The 14,686-nt window shown below is 65.7% G+C and carries 17 protein-coding genes; 12 read left to right on the plus strand and 5 right to left on the minus strand.

Annotation, left to right across the window (positions count from 1 at the left end; all coding sequences use genetic code 11):
- Window positions 1-3: 3 nt before the first annotated feature.
- Window positions 4-351: an arsenate reductase (glutaredoxin) gene (arsC, locus tag ACZ5BH_RS10320; protein WP_464889180.1), complete on the minus strand. Its 348-nt coding sequence runs from the start codon at window positions 349-351 to the stop codon at window positions 4-6.
- A gap of 130 nt (window positions 352-481) precedes the next feature.
- On the opposite strand from arsC, the gene ACZ5BH_RS10325 reads away from it, so the two are divergent.
- The 8 genes from ACZ5BH_RS10325 (at window position 482) to ACZ5BH_RS10360 (ending at window position 6,523) form a co-directional block, all read left to right on the plus strand.
- On the plus strand, window positions 482-805 hold the full coding sequence (locus ACZ5BH_RS10325; protein ID WP_464889181.1) for a DUF4398 domain-containing protein: 324 nt from the start codon (window positions 482-484) through the stop codon (window positions 803-805).
- A 190-nt stretch (window positions 806-995) separates the two neighbouring features.
- The gene (locus ACZ5BH_RS10330; protein WP_464889182.1) at window positions 996-1,655 is read left to right on the plus strand and encodes a LysM peptidoglycan-binding domain-containing protein; all 660 of its coding nucleotides are present in this window, start codon (window positions 996-998) and stop codon (window positions 1,653-1,655) included.
- A 118-nt stretch (window positions 1,656-1,773) separates the two neighbouring features.
- The gene (locus ACZ5BH_RS10335; RefSeq protein ID WP_464889183.1) at window positions 1,774-3,036 is read left to right on the plus strand and encodes a YihY family inner membrane protein; all 1,263 of its coding nucleotides are present in this window, start codon (window positions 1,774-1,776) and stop codon (window positions 3,034-3,036) included.
- A complete protein-coding gene (locus ACZ5BH_RS10340) occupies window positions 3,033-3,596 on the plus strand; it encodes a YqhA family protein (RefSeq protein ID WP_464889184.1) in 564 nt (187 codons plus the stop codon). The genes ACZ5BH_RS10335 and ACZ5BH_RS10340 overlap by 4 nt, the downstream gene beginning before the upstream one ends.
- A 2-nt stretch (window positions 3,597-3,598) precedes the next feature.
- Entirely contained in the window at window positions 3,599-4,159 is a 561-nt protein-coding gene (locus ACZ5BH_RS10345) for a thioredoxin family protein (RefSeq protein ID WP_464889185.1), read from the plus strand.
- Between the two features lie 26 nt (window positions 4,160-4,185).
- Window positions 4,186-5,502 (plus strand): TolC family protein, encoded by a 1,317-nt coding sequence (locus ACZ5BH_RS10350; protein ID WP_464889186.1) that lies wholly within the window; start codon window positions 4,186-4,188, stop codon window positions 5,500-5,502.
- Entirely contained in the window at window positions 5,499-6,257 is a 759-nt protein-coding gene (locus ACZ5BH_RS10355) for an efflux RND transporter periplasmic adaptor subunit (protein WP_464889187.1), read from the plus strand. The genes ACZ5BH_RS10350 and ACZ5BH_RS10355 overlap by 4 nt, the downstream gene beginning before the upstream one ends.
- Window positions 6,254-6,523 (plus strand): acylphosphatase, encoded by a 270-nt coding sequence (locus ACZ5BH_RS10360; protein WP_464889188.1) that lies wholly within the window; start codon window positions 6,254-6,256, stop codon window positions 6,521-6,523. Before ACZ5BH_RS10355 ends, ACZ5BH_RS10360 begins: the two co-directional genes overlap by 4 nt.
- A 96-nt stretch (window positions 6,524-6,619) precedes the next feature.
- On the opposite strand, the gene ACZ5BH_RS10365 is transcribed toward ACZ5BH_RS10360, so the two are convergent.
- The 4 genes from ACZ5BH_RS10365 to ACZ5BH_RS10380 form a co-directional block, all read right to left on the minus strand.
- Entirely contained in the window at window positions 6,620-7,171 is a 552-nt protein-coding gene (locus tag ACZ5BH_RS10365) for a lytic transglycosylase domain-containing protein (RefSeq protein ID WP_464889189.1), read from the minus strand.
- A gap of 174 nt (window positions 7,172-7,345) precedes the next feature.
- Window positions 7,346-9,058 (minus strand): proline--tRNA ligase, encoded by a 1,713-nt coding sequence (locus ACZ5BH_RS10370; protein WP_464889190.1) that lies wholly within the window; start codon window positions 9,056-9,058, stop codon window positions 7,346-7,348.
- 312 nt (window positions 9,059-9,370) lie between these two features.
- Window positions 9,371-9,715 (minus strand): phenylpyruvate tautomerase MIF-related protein, encoded by a 345-nt coding sequence (locus ACZ5BH_RS10375; RefSeq protein ID WP_464889191.1) that lies wholly within the window; start codon window positions 9,713-9,715, stop codon window positions 9,371-9,373.
- Between the two features lie 18 nt (window positions 9,716-9,733).
- Window positions 9,734-10,177 carry a DUF4124 domain-containing protein gene (locus tag ACZ5BH_RS10380; RefSeq protein WP_464889192.1) on the minus strand — a complete coding sequence of 148 codons (444 nt, stop codon included), beginning with the start codon at window positions 10,175-10,177 and terminating at the stop codon, window positions 9,734-9,736.
- Window positions 10,178-10,433: 256 nt separating this feature from the next.
- Between ACZ5BH_RS10380 and ACZ5BH_RS10385 the strand changes: the two genes are divergently transcribed.
- The 4 genes from ACZ5BH_RS10385 to pssA all read left to right on the plus strand — a co-directional run bounded on the left by ACZ5BH_RS10385 (window position 10,434) and on the right by pssA (window position 14,674).
- Window positions 10,434-12,143, plus strand: coding sequence for an acetolactate synthase 3 large subunit (locus ACZ5BH_RS10385; RefSeq protein WP_464889193.1), 1,710 nt, complete (start codon window positions 10,434-10,436; stop codon window positions 12,141-12,143).
- Window positions 12,143-12,637 carry an acetolactate synthase small subunit gene (ilvN, locus tag ACZ5BH_RS10390; protein WP_464889194.1) on the plus strand — a complete coding sequence of 165 codons (495 nt, stop codon included), beginning with the start codon at window positions 12,143-12,145 and terminating at the stop codon, window positions 12,635-12,637. The genes ACZ5BH_RS10385 and ilvN overlap by 1 nt, the downstream gene beginning before the upstream one ends.
- Window positions 12,638-12,684: 47 nt before the next feature.
- Window positions 12,685-13,701, plus strand: coding sequence for a ketol-acid reductoisomerase (ilvC, locus tag ACZ5BH_RS10395; protein WP_464889195.1), 1,017 nt, complete (start codon window positions 12,685-12,687; stop codon window positions 13,699-13,701).
- Window positions 13,702-13,882: 181 nt separating this feature from the next.
- The gene (pssA, locus tag ACZ5BH_RS10400; protein WP_464889196.1) at window positions 13,883-14,674 is read left to right on the plus strand and encodes a CDP-diacylglycerol--serine O-phosphatidyltransferase; all 792 of its coding nucleotides are present in this window, start codon (window positions 13,883-13,885) and stop codon (window positions 14,672-14,674) included.
- Window positions 14,675-14,686 lie beyond the last annotated feature (12 nt).

Below are 14,686 nucleotides of genomic sequence, written 5' to 3' on the forward strand. Positions count from 1 at the left end.
GGTCTAGAGCACCTCCAGCACGTTCTCGGGCGGACGGCCGATGGCGGCGCCCTTGTCGGTAAGCACGATGGGCCGTTCGATGAGCCGCGGATGTTCGATCATGGCCTGGATCAGTTCCGCGTCGCTCAGTTCCGGATTGTCGAGCCCCAGGGCCTTGTACTCGGCTTCCTTGCGCCGCAGCAGATCCCGGGGGCCGATGCCCAGTTGCGCGAGGATCGCACGCAGGGTGTCGGCATCGGGCGGTGTCTTGAGGTATTCGATCACCTGCGGTTCGATACCGCGCTCCTGCAGCAGTTGCAGCGTCTGCCGCGACTTGCTGCAGCGGGGATTGTGATAGAGGGTCACGGACATGACGGAAGTTCCTCGGCAATCGTTGTCGGCGCGTCATTCTAACCCAACAGGATGCGTATCCGCTTCGGCACGTTTCTTGACACTCGCTCGGGGCCGGTGATAGCTTGCCTGCAGGTTGCCACCCACACCCATGCCGATGTTCCGCACCCCCGCCCGCCACTGCCTGACGTTCCTGATCCTGATCTCCGGACTGCTGCTCGGCTGCGCCGTCAATCCGCCCGTGCAGGAGATGAGCAACGCCCGGCAGGCCATCGAGGCGGCGATGGCGTCGGGAGCGGAGATCCATGCCCCGGCCCTGCTCGACGAGGCCCGCGCCCTGCTGCAGGAGGCCAGTGACGCCCTCGGCGTGGGCGACTATCCGGCGGCCCGCCGCTTCGCCCTGGAGGCCAAGGAGGCGGCCATCCGGGCCCGCCAGCAGAGCCTGCGCAAGCGGCAGCGGGACAGCGCTTCCTGAGCGCCTGCCAAAGCGGCTGACCACCTCGCATCGACGACGGAATCTGCTAATATTTTTGCAGGATGGAATTTCGGGCGCGGTTCCTTGACAGCCCGAATCGGCCAATGCTACGTTGCCACAACAGAATTGGACCTCCCCGCCGGGGTTTCTGGAAAAGACGGATAAATCAACAACTTCGGAGTCGATAAGAATGAAAACATTCAAAGCACTGAGACTGACCGCACTGCTCCTGCTGGTCATCGGTTTTGCCGTGGGTTGCGCCGGCACCACCGAAGAAGCCGCCACCGGTGCCGATCAGGCCGCTGCCGAGGCCGCCATCGCCGCGGCCAAGTCCGCCAATGCCAAGGCCAAGGCCGAAGGTTACGAGTGGCGCGATACCGGCAAGCTCATCAAGAAGGCCGAGAAGGCCCTCAAGGCCGGCAAGTACGAGGACGCCATCAAGCTGGCCAACAAGGCCAAGCGGCAGGCCGAACTGGCCGTCGAGCAGAAATACCGTGAGCTGGATCGACTCAAGAAACAGGGCATCATCTCGGAGAGCGAGGCCCCGGCACCCGCCCCCGCCGCCGAGAGCGGTGCCGCCAACACCTATGAGGTGGTGCGTGGCGACAACCTGTGGGACATCTCCGCCAAGCCCAGCATCTACGGCAATCCCTACGAGTGGCCGCTCATCTACAAGGCCAACAGCGACAAGATCAAGGATGCCGATCTGATCTATCCGGGCCAGGTCTTCACCATCAACACCAATCCGTCGGCCGCCGAAGTGGACGCCGCCGTGCGCCACGCCAAGACCCGCGGCAGCTGGGCGCTGGGGGTGGTCGAAGAATCGGACATGGCCTATCTTGCCCAGTAATCCGAAATCATCCGTCGGTTGAAAAAGGCCCGTGCATACGGGCCTTTTTTCTGTCTGGTGCGCGGGAACCATGACTGCCCTGCCGTCTGCACGGCGGCCAGACGTCGACGCTGAACAGATGAGCCGGAATTCGGAACAGCCGCCCCGCTGGCCCTTTTCGCGCCGCCACGTGCGGCGTTTTCTGGGGCTGCTGTTCGGCCAGTGCCTGCGCGACGAGTGCACCCGGGTCGCCGCCTCCCTGGCCTATACCACCATCCTGGGCCTGGTGCCGCTGCTGGCGCTGATCCTGAGCCTGTTCCAGTGGCTGCCGGGGTTTCCCGACTGGCGCGAGCTTCTGCAGGAGGGGATCCATCGGGTCTTCAATCCCCATCTGGGCACGGCCATCGAGAACTATCTGCTGGTCTTCGCCAACAAGGCCCGTTCGCTGACGGCGTTCAGCGGGGGCGCCTTCTTCGTCACCAGCCTGTTGCTGCTCAACAGCATCGATCGGGCACTCAACCGGATCTGGCACGTGCGCCGGCATCGCGGTTTCTGGCTCACCCTCGGCATCTACGTGCTGATCCTGGTGTTCGGACCGTTGCTGCTGGGTCTGAGCCTCAGCCTGACCACCTGGCTGCTGACCTTGCCGTCCCTGGCGCAGGCCCTGGCCATCACCGGCCTGCAAAGCCTGTGGCTGTCGCTGTTGCCCGTTCTCTTCAGCGCCGGGCTGTTCGCCATGGTCTATCGCACGGTGCCCAACGTGCCGGTCCGCGGAACCCATGCCCTGATTGCCGGCGCGGTTGCCGCGGTGCTGTTCGAGCTGGCCAAGCAACTGTTCGCCATGTACCTGCGCTGGTTTCCCACCTATGAGCTGATCTACGGCGCGCTGGCCACCATTCCCCTCTTGCTGGTCTGGATCTACGTCTCCTGGCTCATCACCCTGTTCGGTGCGGAGATCGCCTATGCGCTCGGCGTGGGGCTCAAGGAACAGCGCCGGCGCGGCGCTCGACTGCTGATGCTGGTGCGCCTGCTGGTGGAGTTGTACCGGCATCCCGGCGGACTGACCCTGCGGCAACTGGAACGGCGCGGTGACTGGAGCGGCCCCCAGTTGCTGGACCTGCTGCTGGCTCTGCGCAAGCGGGGTTTGGTGATACGATATGGCCTTTCCCGCTGGCGCCTGGGAAACGGTCTGGACGAACTGACCCTGCATGATCTGGTCGAACTGGCCGGGGGACGAATTCCACTGGAAGCCACCGGTACCGATGCGGTGGAACGGGCGGTGCTGCAGGCCCTTGGCGATGCCCGGCATGCGCTTGCGGCCCTGCGTGCGGTTCGCCTGAAGCCGCTGCTGGCCGGCGCGGCGTCGCCGTCTGCCGACGAGAACAGGAAGCACAGGACATGAAGCAACTCGAGACGTTTTTCGAAGCCTTTCTCTGGCGCAGCCGCCTGGTGGTGCTGTTTGCGGTGCTTGGCAGCCTGCTCACCGGTTTCGGCATCTTCTACGTGACCACCGTCGACGTGTGGTACATGCTCTCCCATGTGCTGGAATACGGGTCGCCCGCCCTGGCGGCCGAAGAGCGGGCGCAGTTGCGGTCCGGTTTTCTCACCCATGTGGTCGAAGCCGTGGACGGCTATCTGCTGGCCACGGTCATGCTGATTTTCGCGCTCGGACTCTATGAGTTGTTCATCAGCAAGATCGACGAGGCCGAAGGGGCGGAAACCTCCTCCAAGGTGATGGTGATCCACAGTCTCGATGATCTCAAGGCGCGGCTGATCAAGGTCATTTTCATGATCCTGGTGGTCAAGTTCTTCGAACATGCCGTGCGCATGGATTATGCCGATACCCTGGAGCTGCTGGCCCTGGCCGGTTCGATTGCCCTCATCGGCCTGGCGCTGTTCCTCAGCCATGCGGGCGAGGGACAGGCCCGGCCCGGCAAGCCAAAGGCCGCGGAGGACGCCTGAAGATGCTGCGCCCGCTCGCCCTGCTGGGTTTGCTGATCATCGGCTGGACGGGGGCCGTGGCGGCAGAGGCCGGCCGTGATCCCTATACCCATTTCTTCGATGACACGTTCGGCGATTTCCAGGAAGAATTGCAGCGGGCCCGCGAGGAAGGCAAGCAGGGGATTTTCATCTTCTTCGAGATGGACGAGTGCCCGTTCTGCCATTACATGAAGGAGCACGTGCTCAACCAGCCCCGGGTGCAGGCCTATTATCGCCAGCATTTTCTGAATTTCGCCGTGGATATCGAGGGCGATGTGGAGATCACCGACTTCCAGGGGCGGCCCACCACCATGAAGGATTTCGCCTTCAGGCAATACCGGGTCCGGGCCACGCCGGTTCTGGCCTTCTTCGATCTGAACGGCAAACTGGTCTTCCGTTACACGGGCCGGACCAAGGGCGTGGAAGAGTTTCTGTGGATGGGTGAGTACGTGGCCGAAGGCCATTACCGAAAGACGTCCTTCACCCGCTTCAAGCGCGCCCGGCGCCAGGCCCGCGAGGCGGACGGAGGCGGTCGCGCGCGATGAGGCCTGTCCCCGCCGGGAAGCGCCGCATGGCGATGGGGCTCGTGCTGCTCGGCACGCTGCAGACCGCCCTCGCCGGCACGCCGCCGGCGGTGATGCCGGATCCCCTGACCCTGGATGCCGCCTTGTCCTTCGTCAGCCGGGCCCATCCCCGGGTGCGGGCGGGTGAGGCGGATCTGGAGGCGGCCGAGGCCGAAATCCTGGCGGCCCAGGCCGAGACCGGTTTGCGTTCCCGGCTCGAGGCCCGTCTCCGCTATACCGATCCGCTTTTCAAGTACGAGGGCTGGACCAACGAGGACCATCGCCTCGGTCTGGTCGTCGCCAAGCGGCTGTACGATTTCGGCCGTTCCAGCGCGCTCGTGGCGGCCTCCCGCTTCGACGTGGCGAGCCGCCGCCTGCTGCTGGACGAGATTCGCCAGCAACGGCGTATCGAGATCCTGCAACGCTATTTCGACGTGGTGCTGGCCGATCTGCGCTTTGCCCGTTACAACGAGGAAATGGCCGTGGTCTACGTGGCTTTGGACAAGCTGCGTGATCGTCACGAACTCGGTCAGGTTTCGGACATCGTGGTGCTGGAGAAGGAAAGCGAATACCAGCGCGTACGGCGCTTGCGCGCCGCCAGTCAGAACCGGCAACGCCTCACCCGCGCCCGGCTGGCGTTTGCCATGGGCCTGCCCGGGCAGTTGCCCGCCGAAGTGCGGCGGCCGGGGCGCCTGCCGCAACTGGCCCGGACGCTGCCGGAGGTGGCGGAGTTGCAGAAACAGGCGCTGGAGGGCAATCGCCGCCTGCAGGCCCTGCGCCAGGAACTGGCCGCGGCGCGCAAGCGGCTGGCCGGGGCCCGGGCGCTGGATCGTCCCCGGATCGACATGCGGGCGGAAGCCAACAAGTACAGCCGACCCCGGGCCGGATACGACAACTGGCGAGTGGAACTGAATCTGGATGTGCCGTTGCTCACCGGCGGGGCCACCGATGCGGCCGTGGCCCGGGAGCGGGCGGAAGTGTATCGCCTGCAGGCGGCGCTGGCCGAAACCGAGGAAGCCGTGCGCCAGGAGGTGCTCGAACTCCGTCTGCAGCTCGAGGCGCTGGGGATCCAGCGCGAGGAAATGCGCACGGCCGGGGCGTATCGGGAACTCTATCTGGATCGCAGCCGGGCGCTCTACGAACTCGAGGTGACGACTGATCTGGGAGACGCCATGGTGCGCCTCACCGAAACCGAAAGCGAGAGCCTGCGAACCGATTTCGCCATGGCCCTGGCCTGGGAGCGCCTGGATCTGCTGTTGGGCAGGACGCCCGGCGCGCAGACGGCGCCACCGCGTGAACCCGTCGCGGAGGAAACGCATCCATGAAACGCAAACTGGCCGTCTCCCTGATGCTCTGGTGTTGGCTGGTCGGATCGGCCGGGGCCGCCACTGTGCCGGCGCTGCTCGACTGGGATCGGGAAACGGTGCTCAGCCTGCCCGTGAAGGGCGTCGTCACCCGCCTCGAGGTGCGTCCTGGCGACACGGTGAAGAAGGGAAGGCTGCTGCTGGAACTGGATCAGCGCCCGTTTCGCAACCGTGTCGAGGCGCTGGTGGCGAAATTGCGCAAGCTCGAGGCCGTGCTGCAGGAGGCCAAACGCGAACTGGAACGGGCCGAGGAACTGTATGACCGCACCGTGCTTTCGGAACACGAATTGCAGGTGACGAAGAATGCGCACATCGCCGCCCAGGCCGACTACGAGGCCGGCCGGGCCGAGCTGACCGCGGCGCGCCTGGCGCTCGAATACAGTCGTCTGCGCGCGCCCTTCGCCCTGCGCGTGCTGGAATGCCGCGTGGCGGTGGGCCAGACGGTCGCCGCCGATCTGCAACCCACGCCGGTTCTGCGGGTGGCGGCGGAGGATACCCTGCGGGCGGTGGCCATGCTCGATGCCGCGACCGCGTCCACCCTGCAGCCGGGCCAGGCGCTGGCCGTGCGCGTCGGCCCGGTGCGGCGGCAAGGTCGCCTGGTGGCCATCGAGCCCGTGACGGTGGACGAGGGCATTGCCTATCGCATCGCCGTGCGGGTGGCGCGAAGCGGCCAGGCCTGGCTGGCGGGACAGGCCGCGGAGATCACGCTGCCATGAGCCACTGTCGCCGCTGCCGGGTGAGTGGACGGGTGCAGGGCGTCTTCTACCGGGTCAGCACCCGGGATCAGGCCCGCCGGCTGGGCGTCACCGGGCACGCCATCAACCTGCCGGACGGCCGGGTGGAAGTGCTCGCCTGCGGCGCGCCGGCGGCGGTGGAGGCACTGTGCAACTGGTTGTGGGAAGGTCCGCCAGCCGCCCGGGTCGAGGCCGTGGAGTGCGAACCCGCCGATGTCCCGCCGCCGACGGACTTCACCACCGGCTGAGTCGCAAGCAAGCGGGGGTGGCTTCCCCGTAGGTCGGCTCAAGCGCAACGGAGCCGGCATTGGCAGGCGGTTGAACTCCCTGTTTTCAACAACCGGTCAGAACCGCCGCCACTTCTCCCGCAGGGCCTCGAAGACCTTGTTGGTGTAGCGATAGCTGCCGAGGCTGCCGTTGTAACGGCCCAGCGCCCGGGTGAGGTTGCCGTTTTCCTTGTCGAGGTAGTACTTGAGGATGGTGGTGCCCAGGCGCAGGTTGGTGCGGGCATCGAACAGATTGTCCTCGGGATGGCCGATTTCCTTCAGCCAGAAAGGCATCACCTGCATCAGGCCGATGGCGCCGGCCCGGGAGATGGCAAACTGGTTGAAATTGCTCTCCACTTCGATCACTGCCAGCACCAGCTCCGGAATGAGCCCGGCGCGGGTGGCCTCCTGGTGGATCATGCGCAGCAGGCGCAGGCGCCGCTGGGGATCGGGAATGGTCGGGGCCAGCCGGGCGGACATGTCCACCAGCCACACTTCCGCCTCGAAGCGATCCCCGAAGCTGTCGCTGGCCTCGATGGCCTGCTTCAGCGCCGCCCGCAGATCCGGATCGACCGTCCCGGCAGATGCGAGGCCCGGCAGAAGCCAGAGGAGGAGCAGGAGCGGCCACAAGGCAAAGCATTTCTCCGCCGGGGGAATACGGTCCGCAGGAGCGGCGCAAGCCGCGATTTGCAGTCCAGGCAGCAGTTCGACGGCAGATTGGCCTGACGGGCAGCCTGCACGTTGTATCGCAGCTTGCGCCGCTCCTACGGGCAGGTTCCTGCTCGCCATTTCCACAGGCCGATCCTATCGTCCCCCCAGCCGCGCCAGCAGAAACGCCTCGATTTCCGCCAGTGGCACGTCCTGGCTGGTTTCGTCGCGGCGGCCCTTGTATTCGACAAGGCCCTTGTCCAGGCCCCGCTCGCCGAGCACCAGGCGGTGGGGGATGCCGATCAGCTCCATGTCGGCGAACATCACCCCGGGGCGTTCCTTGCGATCGTCCAGCAGGACCTCGATGCCGGCGGCCTGGAGGCGGGTGTACAGGTCTTCCACCGCCGTGCGCAGGCGCTGGGACTTGTGCATGTTCATGGGCAGCAGGGCCACCTGCCAGGGGGCGATGGCCTCGGGCCAGATGATGCCGCGCTCGTCGTGGTTCTGCTCGATGGCGGCGGCCACCACCCGGGAGACGCCGATGCCGTAGCAGCCCATGGTCATCACCACCGCCTTGCCGTTCTCGTCGAGCACCGTGGCGTTCATGGCCTGGCTGTACTTGGTGCCAAGCTGGAAGATGTGGCCCACCTCGATGCCGCGCTTGATGTCGAGCACGCCCTTGCCGTCGGGGCTGGGATCGCCGGCCACCACGTTGCGGATGTCGGCGGCCTCGGCCTCGGGCAGATCGCGGCCCCAGTTGACGCCCGTCAGATGCCAGCCGTCGCGGTTGGCGCCGCAGACGAAGTCGGCCACGGCCAGGGCGCTGTGGTCGGCAATGACGGGGATGTTCAGGCCAACGGGACCGACCGAGCCCGGCCCGGCGCCCGTGGCCTCGCGCACCTGTTCCTCGCCGGCGAAGGCAAGCGGACTTTTCACCGCGTCGAGTTTTTCGGCCTTGACCGTATTGAGTTCGTGATCGCCGCGCAGCACCAGGGCCACCACGCCGCCGTCGGCACCTTCCACCAGCAGGGTCTTGAGGCACCGTTCGGGCGGCACGCCGAGGAAGGCGCTGACCTCCTCGATGGTATGGGCGTCAGGGGTGGCGATCTCCTGCATCGGTTGTGACGGGGCGGGGCGGGGTTCGGCCGGCGGCAGGGCCTCGGCCAGCTCCACGTTGGCGGCGTAGTCGGATTCTGTGGCGAAGGCGATGGCGTCCTCGCCCGATTCGGCCAGCACGTGGAACTCGTGGGACAGGCTGCCGCCGATGCTGCCGGTGTCGGCCCGCACCGGCCGGTAGTCCAGACCCAGGCGGGAGAAGATCCGGCAGTAGGCGTCGTGCATCACCTGGTAGGTCTCGTCCAGGGAGGCCTGATCCAGATGGAAGGAGTAGGCGTCCTTCATCAGGAACTCGCGGGCCCGCATGACGCCGAAGCGGGGCCGGATCTCGTCGCGGAACTTGGTCTGGATCTGGTAGAAGTTGGCCGGCAGTTGCCGGTAGCTGCGGATTTCCCGGCGCACCAGATCGGTGATCACCTCCTCGTGGGTCGGCCCCAGGCAGAATTCGCGGCCATGGCGGTCCTCGAAGCGCAGCAGTTCCGGGCCGTATTGATCCCAGCGGCCCGATTCCTGCCACAGCTCGGCCGGTTGCACCACCGGCATCAGCAGTTCCTGGGCGCCGGCGGCGTCCATCTCCTCGCGCACGATGCGCTCCACCTTGCGCAGCACCCGCAGCCCCAGCGGCAGCCAGTTGTAGAGGCCCGAGGCCAGCCGGCGGATCAGGCCGGCACGCAGCATGAGCTGGTGGCTCACGATTTCCGCATCGGCGGGCACTTCCTTGACGGTGGCGAGCAGCAGGCGGGAGGTACGCATGTTCTTCAGATTCCCCGTGAATGAACGAAGCCCCGAATTCTATCCCGCCTGCTCCCCGGCGTCTCCCCCCCGGCTTCGAGGGACCGAGGTGGAAGGAACGCAGAGGACGCAGAGACGCAGAGCCTGATGAGAGGATGCGTCATCACAGCCAGGGTATGGGATAGATTTACCACTAAGCCGGTTGCACGGATTTTCAGCACGGCTGACATTGCTATGCTCGTTTCGCACCCCCAATAAAAATCTCTGCGCCCTCTGCGTCTCTGCGTCCTCTGCGTTCTTTGCAGGCAGCTGGCCGCTTTTCGGGCAGTGCGCTCAGAATGTTCCGCGGTTCCAGCCCCAGAAGGCGCGGGGGGCGTCGCTGAATTCGATGTAGATGCGCTCGGGCGCGAGGTCGAGGCGTTCGGCGATGAAGTCGCAGAGCACGGCCGACAGCTCGGTGGTGCGGGTCTCCGGCAGGCCGATGCTCTTGAGTTCCAGGTAGGCGAGGGGGGCGTCGTCGCCGGCGAAGCACATGGGCACGGCGTCCTGCAGGGCCACCATCACGTAGCGTTCGGGCTTGCCGAGGGCCTCGGCCACGGTGCGCGAGGCGGCGGCCAGCAGTTCGGCGCGGTCGTTTTCGGCCACCGAGCGGTTGGTCTGGATCAGCAGGTAGGGCATGGCGGTTCTCCCGAGGCGTCAGTCACAGAATTCCTTGATGGCTTCCTTGGCCTCCTCGATCTTGCGCAGGCGCTCGTTGTCGTCGAGACGGATCACGCTGCCGTCCTCCTGCTGGATGCGCTTGTGCACGGTATAGACCTGCAGGTTGTGGCGGGCCGCCTCGCAGTTCTTCTTGCGCAGTTCGAGATTCTTCTGGTATTCCCCCTGAGCCTTCTGTTCGGCCTGCCGGGCGCGCTTTTCCTGTTCCACCTGCTCGAGGAAGGCGGAGGACGGTTTCCGGCTTGCGGCAGAGGGGGGACGCGGGCGGCCGGTGTCGATGGTCTGGTAGGGCACGCCGGCCGGCGGCCGGTTCTGGGAGTAGACCACGGTGCCGCTTTCGTCCACCCACTTGTAGGTGACGGCCAACAGCGGCGTGGCGGCGAGGCTCAGGGTCAGGAACACGAGGGGGCGGAGGGCTTTCATGGCAACGTCCGTTTCGGTCGATGGAGGAATCCGGCGGTTTCCGGGATTTGCCTCGAAAAGTAAGTGAAATTTCCGGCACCTGCAAGCGGTGACCGGTTTGCCCCCGCTGCGGGCAGGGCCATTGGGCGAAAGGCCGGCGGTGGCGCGAAAGAAGTGCATTTCCCGGGTCATGCTGATTATAATAGGCGGTTTCACGCGCAGGTTGCGTGAAACCGGTCGAAATCGCCGGTTCAGACTCATTCGGGAGACACTCACGGTGAAACTCAGCGGTGCGGAAATCGTCGTCCAGTTCCTCAAGGACGAAGGCGTGGAGTACGTCTTCGGTTATCCGGGGGGCGCGGTCCTGCATATCTACGACGCCATCTTCCAGCAGGAAGACGTCCGGCACATCCTGGTGCGCCACGAGCAGGGCGCCGTGCATGCCGCCGACGGCTATGCCCGGTCCACCGGCAAGCCCGGCGTGGCCCTGGTGACCTCCGGTCCCGGCGCCACCAATGCGGTCACCGGCATCGCCACCGCCTACATGGACTCCATTCCCCTGGTGGTGCTCACCGGCCAGGTGGCCACCCCCTTCATCGGTTCCGACGCCTTCCAGGAGGTGGACTCGGTGGGCATCACGCGCCCCTGCGTCAAGCACAACTTCCTGGTGCGCAATCTCGAGGATCTGGCCGAGACCCTGAAGAAGGCCTTCTACATCGCCACCACCGGCCGGCCCGGCCCGGTGGTGGTGGACATCCCCAAGAACATCACCGATCCCAACATCAAGATCGACTACGCCTACCCGGATCGCGTCGAGATGCGCTCCTACAACCCCACGGTGAAGGGCCACACGGGCCAGATCAACCGGGCGGTGGATCTGATCCTCGACGCCCGGCGGCCCATGATTTACACCGGCGGCGGCGTGGTGCTGGGCGACGGCGCCGAGGAGCTGGTGAAATTCACCCGCACCCTGGGCTATCCCATCACCAACACCTTGATGGGGCTGGGCGCCTACCCGGGCACCGACCGGCAGTTCCTGGGGATGCTGGGCATGCACGGCACCTACGAGGCCAACATGGCCATGCACGAGTGCGACGTGCTGATCGCCATCGGCGCCCGCTTCGACGACCGGGTTACCGGTGACGTGAAGCAGTTCTGCCCCGAGGCGAAGATCATCCACATCGACATCGATCCCTCGTCCATCTCCAAGAACGTGCGGGTGGATGTGCCCATCGTCGGCGACATCAAGCACGTACTGGCCGACATGAACCGGGTCATCGAAGCCAGCGGCAAGCGCCCGGACGAGGCGGCCCTCCGGCGCTGGTGGGAGCAGATCGAACAGTGGCGGGCCAAGGACTGTCTGCGCTACGACCGCAACAGCGCCCTGATCAAGCCCCAGTTCGTGATCGAGAAGTTGTGGGAGGTGACCGGCGGCGACGCCTTCGTGACCTCCGACGTGGGCCAGCACCAGATGTTCACCGCCCAGTTCTACAAGTTCGATCAGCCGCGGCGCTGGATCAACTCGGGGGGGCTCGGCACCATGGGCTTCGGCCTGCCGGCAGCCCTGGGCGTGCAGATCGCCCATCCCGACGCCACCGTGGCCTGCGTCACCGGCGAGGCCAGCATCCAGATGTGCATCCAGGAGTTGTCCACTGCCCTGCAGTACATGCTGCCGGTGAAGATCGTCAACCTCAACAACCGCTACATGGGCATGGTGCGCCAGTGGCAGGAGCTGTTCTACGAAAGCCGCTATTCCCATTCCTACATGGACGCCCTGCCGGACTTCCTCAAGCTGGCGGAGAGCTACGGCCATGTGGGCATGCGCATCGAGAAGCCGGGCGACGTGGAGGGTGCCCTGCGCGAGGCCTTCGCCATGAAGGACCGGCTGGTGTTCATGGACTTCATCACCGACCAGACCGAGAACGTCTATCCCATGATCGCCGCCGGCAAGGGGCATCATGAAATGCACGAGAGGGAGCTGGCCTGATGCGTCATATCATTTCGCTGCTGATGGAAAACGAGGCGGGCGCCCTGTCGCGGGTGGCCGGCCTGTTCTCGGCCCGGGGTTACAACATCGAATCCCTGACCGTGGCCCCCACCGAGGACCCCAGCCTGTCGCGCATGACCATCGTCACCCGCGGCTCGGAGGAAATCATCGAGCAGATCACCAAGCAGCTCAACAAGCTGATCGACGTGGTCAAGCTGGCCGACATCACCGAAGGCCGGCACCTGGAGCGGGAGCTGATGCTGATCAAGGTGCGCGCCGACAACCCGGCCCGGCGCGAAGAGGTCAAGCGCCTGAGCGACATCTTCCGCGGCCGCATCCTCGACGTGAGCGAGGACACCTACGTGATCGAGCTGACCGGCACCGGCAGCAAGCTCGACGCCTTCATCGACGCGCTGGGCGCCGGCGTCATCCTCGAGACCGTGCGCTCGGGGACCACCGGCATCGCCCGCGGCGAGCGCACCCTGCACGTCTGAACCGTTTACTTCCCCTTGCCAGAGCAAAAAGAAACAGGAAACTGCCCATGAACATCTACTACGACAAAGACTGCGACCTGTCCATCATCAAGGGCATGAAGGTCACCATCGTCGGCTACGGCTCCCAGGGCCATGCCCACGCCAACAACCTCAAGGACTCGGGTGTCGACGTCACCGTGGCCCTGCGCGAAGGTTCCGCCTCCGCGGCCAAGGCCGAGGCCGCCGGCCTCACCGTCAAGAGCGTGCCCGAGGCGGTCAAGGGTGCCGATCTGGTGATGATCCTCACCCCCGACGAGTTTCAGGCCGTGCTCTACCGCAACGAGATCGCCCCCAACCTGAAGGAAGGCGCCACCCTGGCCTTCGCCCATGGCTTCTCCATCCACTACAACCAGATCGTGCCGCGCCAGGATCTGGACGTGATCATGATCGCCCCCAAGGCGCCGGGCCACACGGTGCGCTCCGAGTTCGTCAAGGGCGGCGGCATTCCCGATCTCATCGCCGTCTTCCAGGACGCCTCCGGCAAGGCCAAGGACACCGCCCTGTCCTACGCCTCGGCCATCGGCGGCGGCCGCACCGGGATCATCGAGACCACCTTCAAGGACGAGACCGAAACCGACCTGTTCGGTGAGCAGGCCGTGCTCTGCGGCGGCGCCGTGGAGCTGGTCAAGGCCGGTTTCGAAACCCTGGTGGAAGCCGGTTACGCCCCGGAGATGGCCTACTTCGAGTGTCTGCACGAACTCAAGCTGATCGTCGATCTGATGTATGAAGGCGGCATCGCCAACATGAACTACTCCATCTCCAACAACGCCGAGTACGGCGAGTACGTCACCGGGCCCAAGGTCATCAACGAACAGAGCCGTCAGGCCATGAAGGAAGCCCTGCACAACATCCAGACCGGCGAATACGCCAAGCGCTTCATCCTCGAGGGGCAGACCAACTACCCCGAGATGACCGCCCACCGCCGCCTCAACGCCGAGCACGAGATCGAGAAGGTCGGCGCCCGCCTGCGCGCCATGATGCCCTGGATCTCGGCCAACAAGCTGGTGGATCGCGAGAAGAACTAGTCTGCGGAAAGCCTGCACCGGCGGGTTTTCAACGCAAAGACGCGAAGGGCGATTATGTCGGTCGGCCTTCAGGCCGACGAACATCCTCATGTCGGGCTAAAGCCCGACCTACATCATTTTGTGCGTTCTTCGCGTCTTTGCGTTACCATCATCGCAGAATCCCCCACCACCGGAGCCCACGGTGAACGACGAAACGGAACAGCCTCTGGCCGGGCGGCGCCGTCGCCGCGGCATCTACCTGCTGCCCAACCTGTTCACCACCGCGGCCCTGTTTGCCGGTTTCTATGCCGTGATCGCCGCCATGAACCAGCATTTCGAGGCGGCGGCGGTGGCGGTGTTCGTGGCCATGCTGCTCGACGGGCTCGACGGGCGGGTGGCGCGCCTGACCAACACCCAGAGCGACTTCGGCGCCGAGTACGACAGCCTGGCCGACATGGTCTCCTTCGGCGTGGCGCCGGCGCTGGTGGCCTACCAGTGGGCGCTGTCCGACCTGGGCAAGCTCGGCTGGCTGGCCGCCTTCATCTACACCGCCGGGGCGGCCCTGCGCCTGGCCCGCTTCAACACCCAGGTGGGGATCGCCGACAAGCGGTACTTCCAGGGCCTGGCCAGCCCCTCGGCGGCGGCCATCGTCAGCGGCCTGGTGTGGACCGGCGAGACCCTCGGATTCGGCGGTTCCGGCGCGGCGGCCGCCACCTTCGCGATCACCGTGCTGGCCGGCCTGCTGATGGTCAGCAACATCCGCTACTACAGCTTCAAGGGCATCAACTTCCGGGACAAGGTGCCCTTCGTGGCCATCCTGCTGGCGGTGCTGATCATCGTGCTGGTGTCGGTGAATCCGCCGCTGGTGCTGTTCGGCGCCTTCCTGATCTATACCGTCTCCGGCCCGATCCTGACCCTGGTGCACCTGCGCCGCCGCCGGGCGGCCCGGCGGGCCGCCAAACGGGCCGCGAAGCAGGACTTGGAAAATCCCTGAGCAGCCGCTATA

It is taken from the genome of Thioprofundum lithotrophicum (assembly GCF_055387065.1).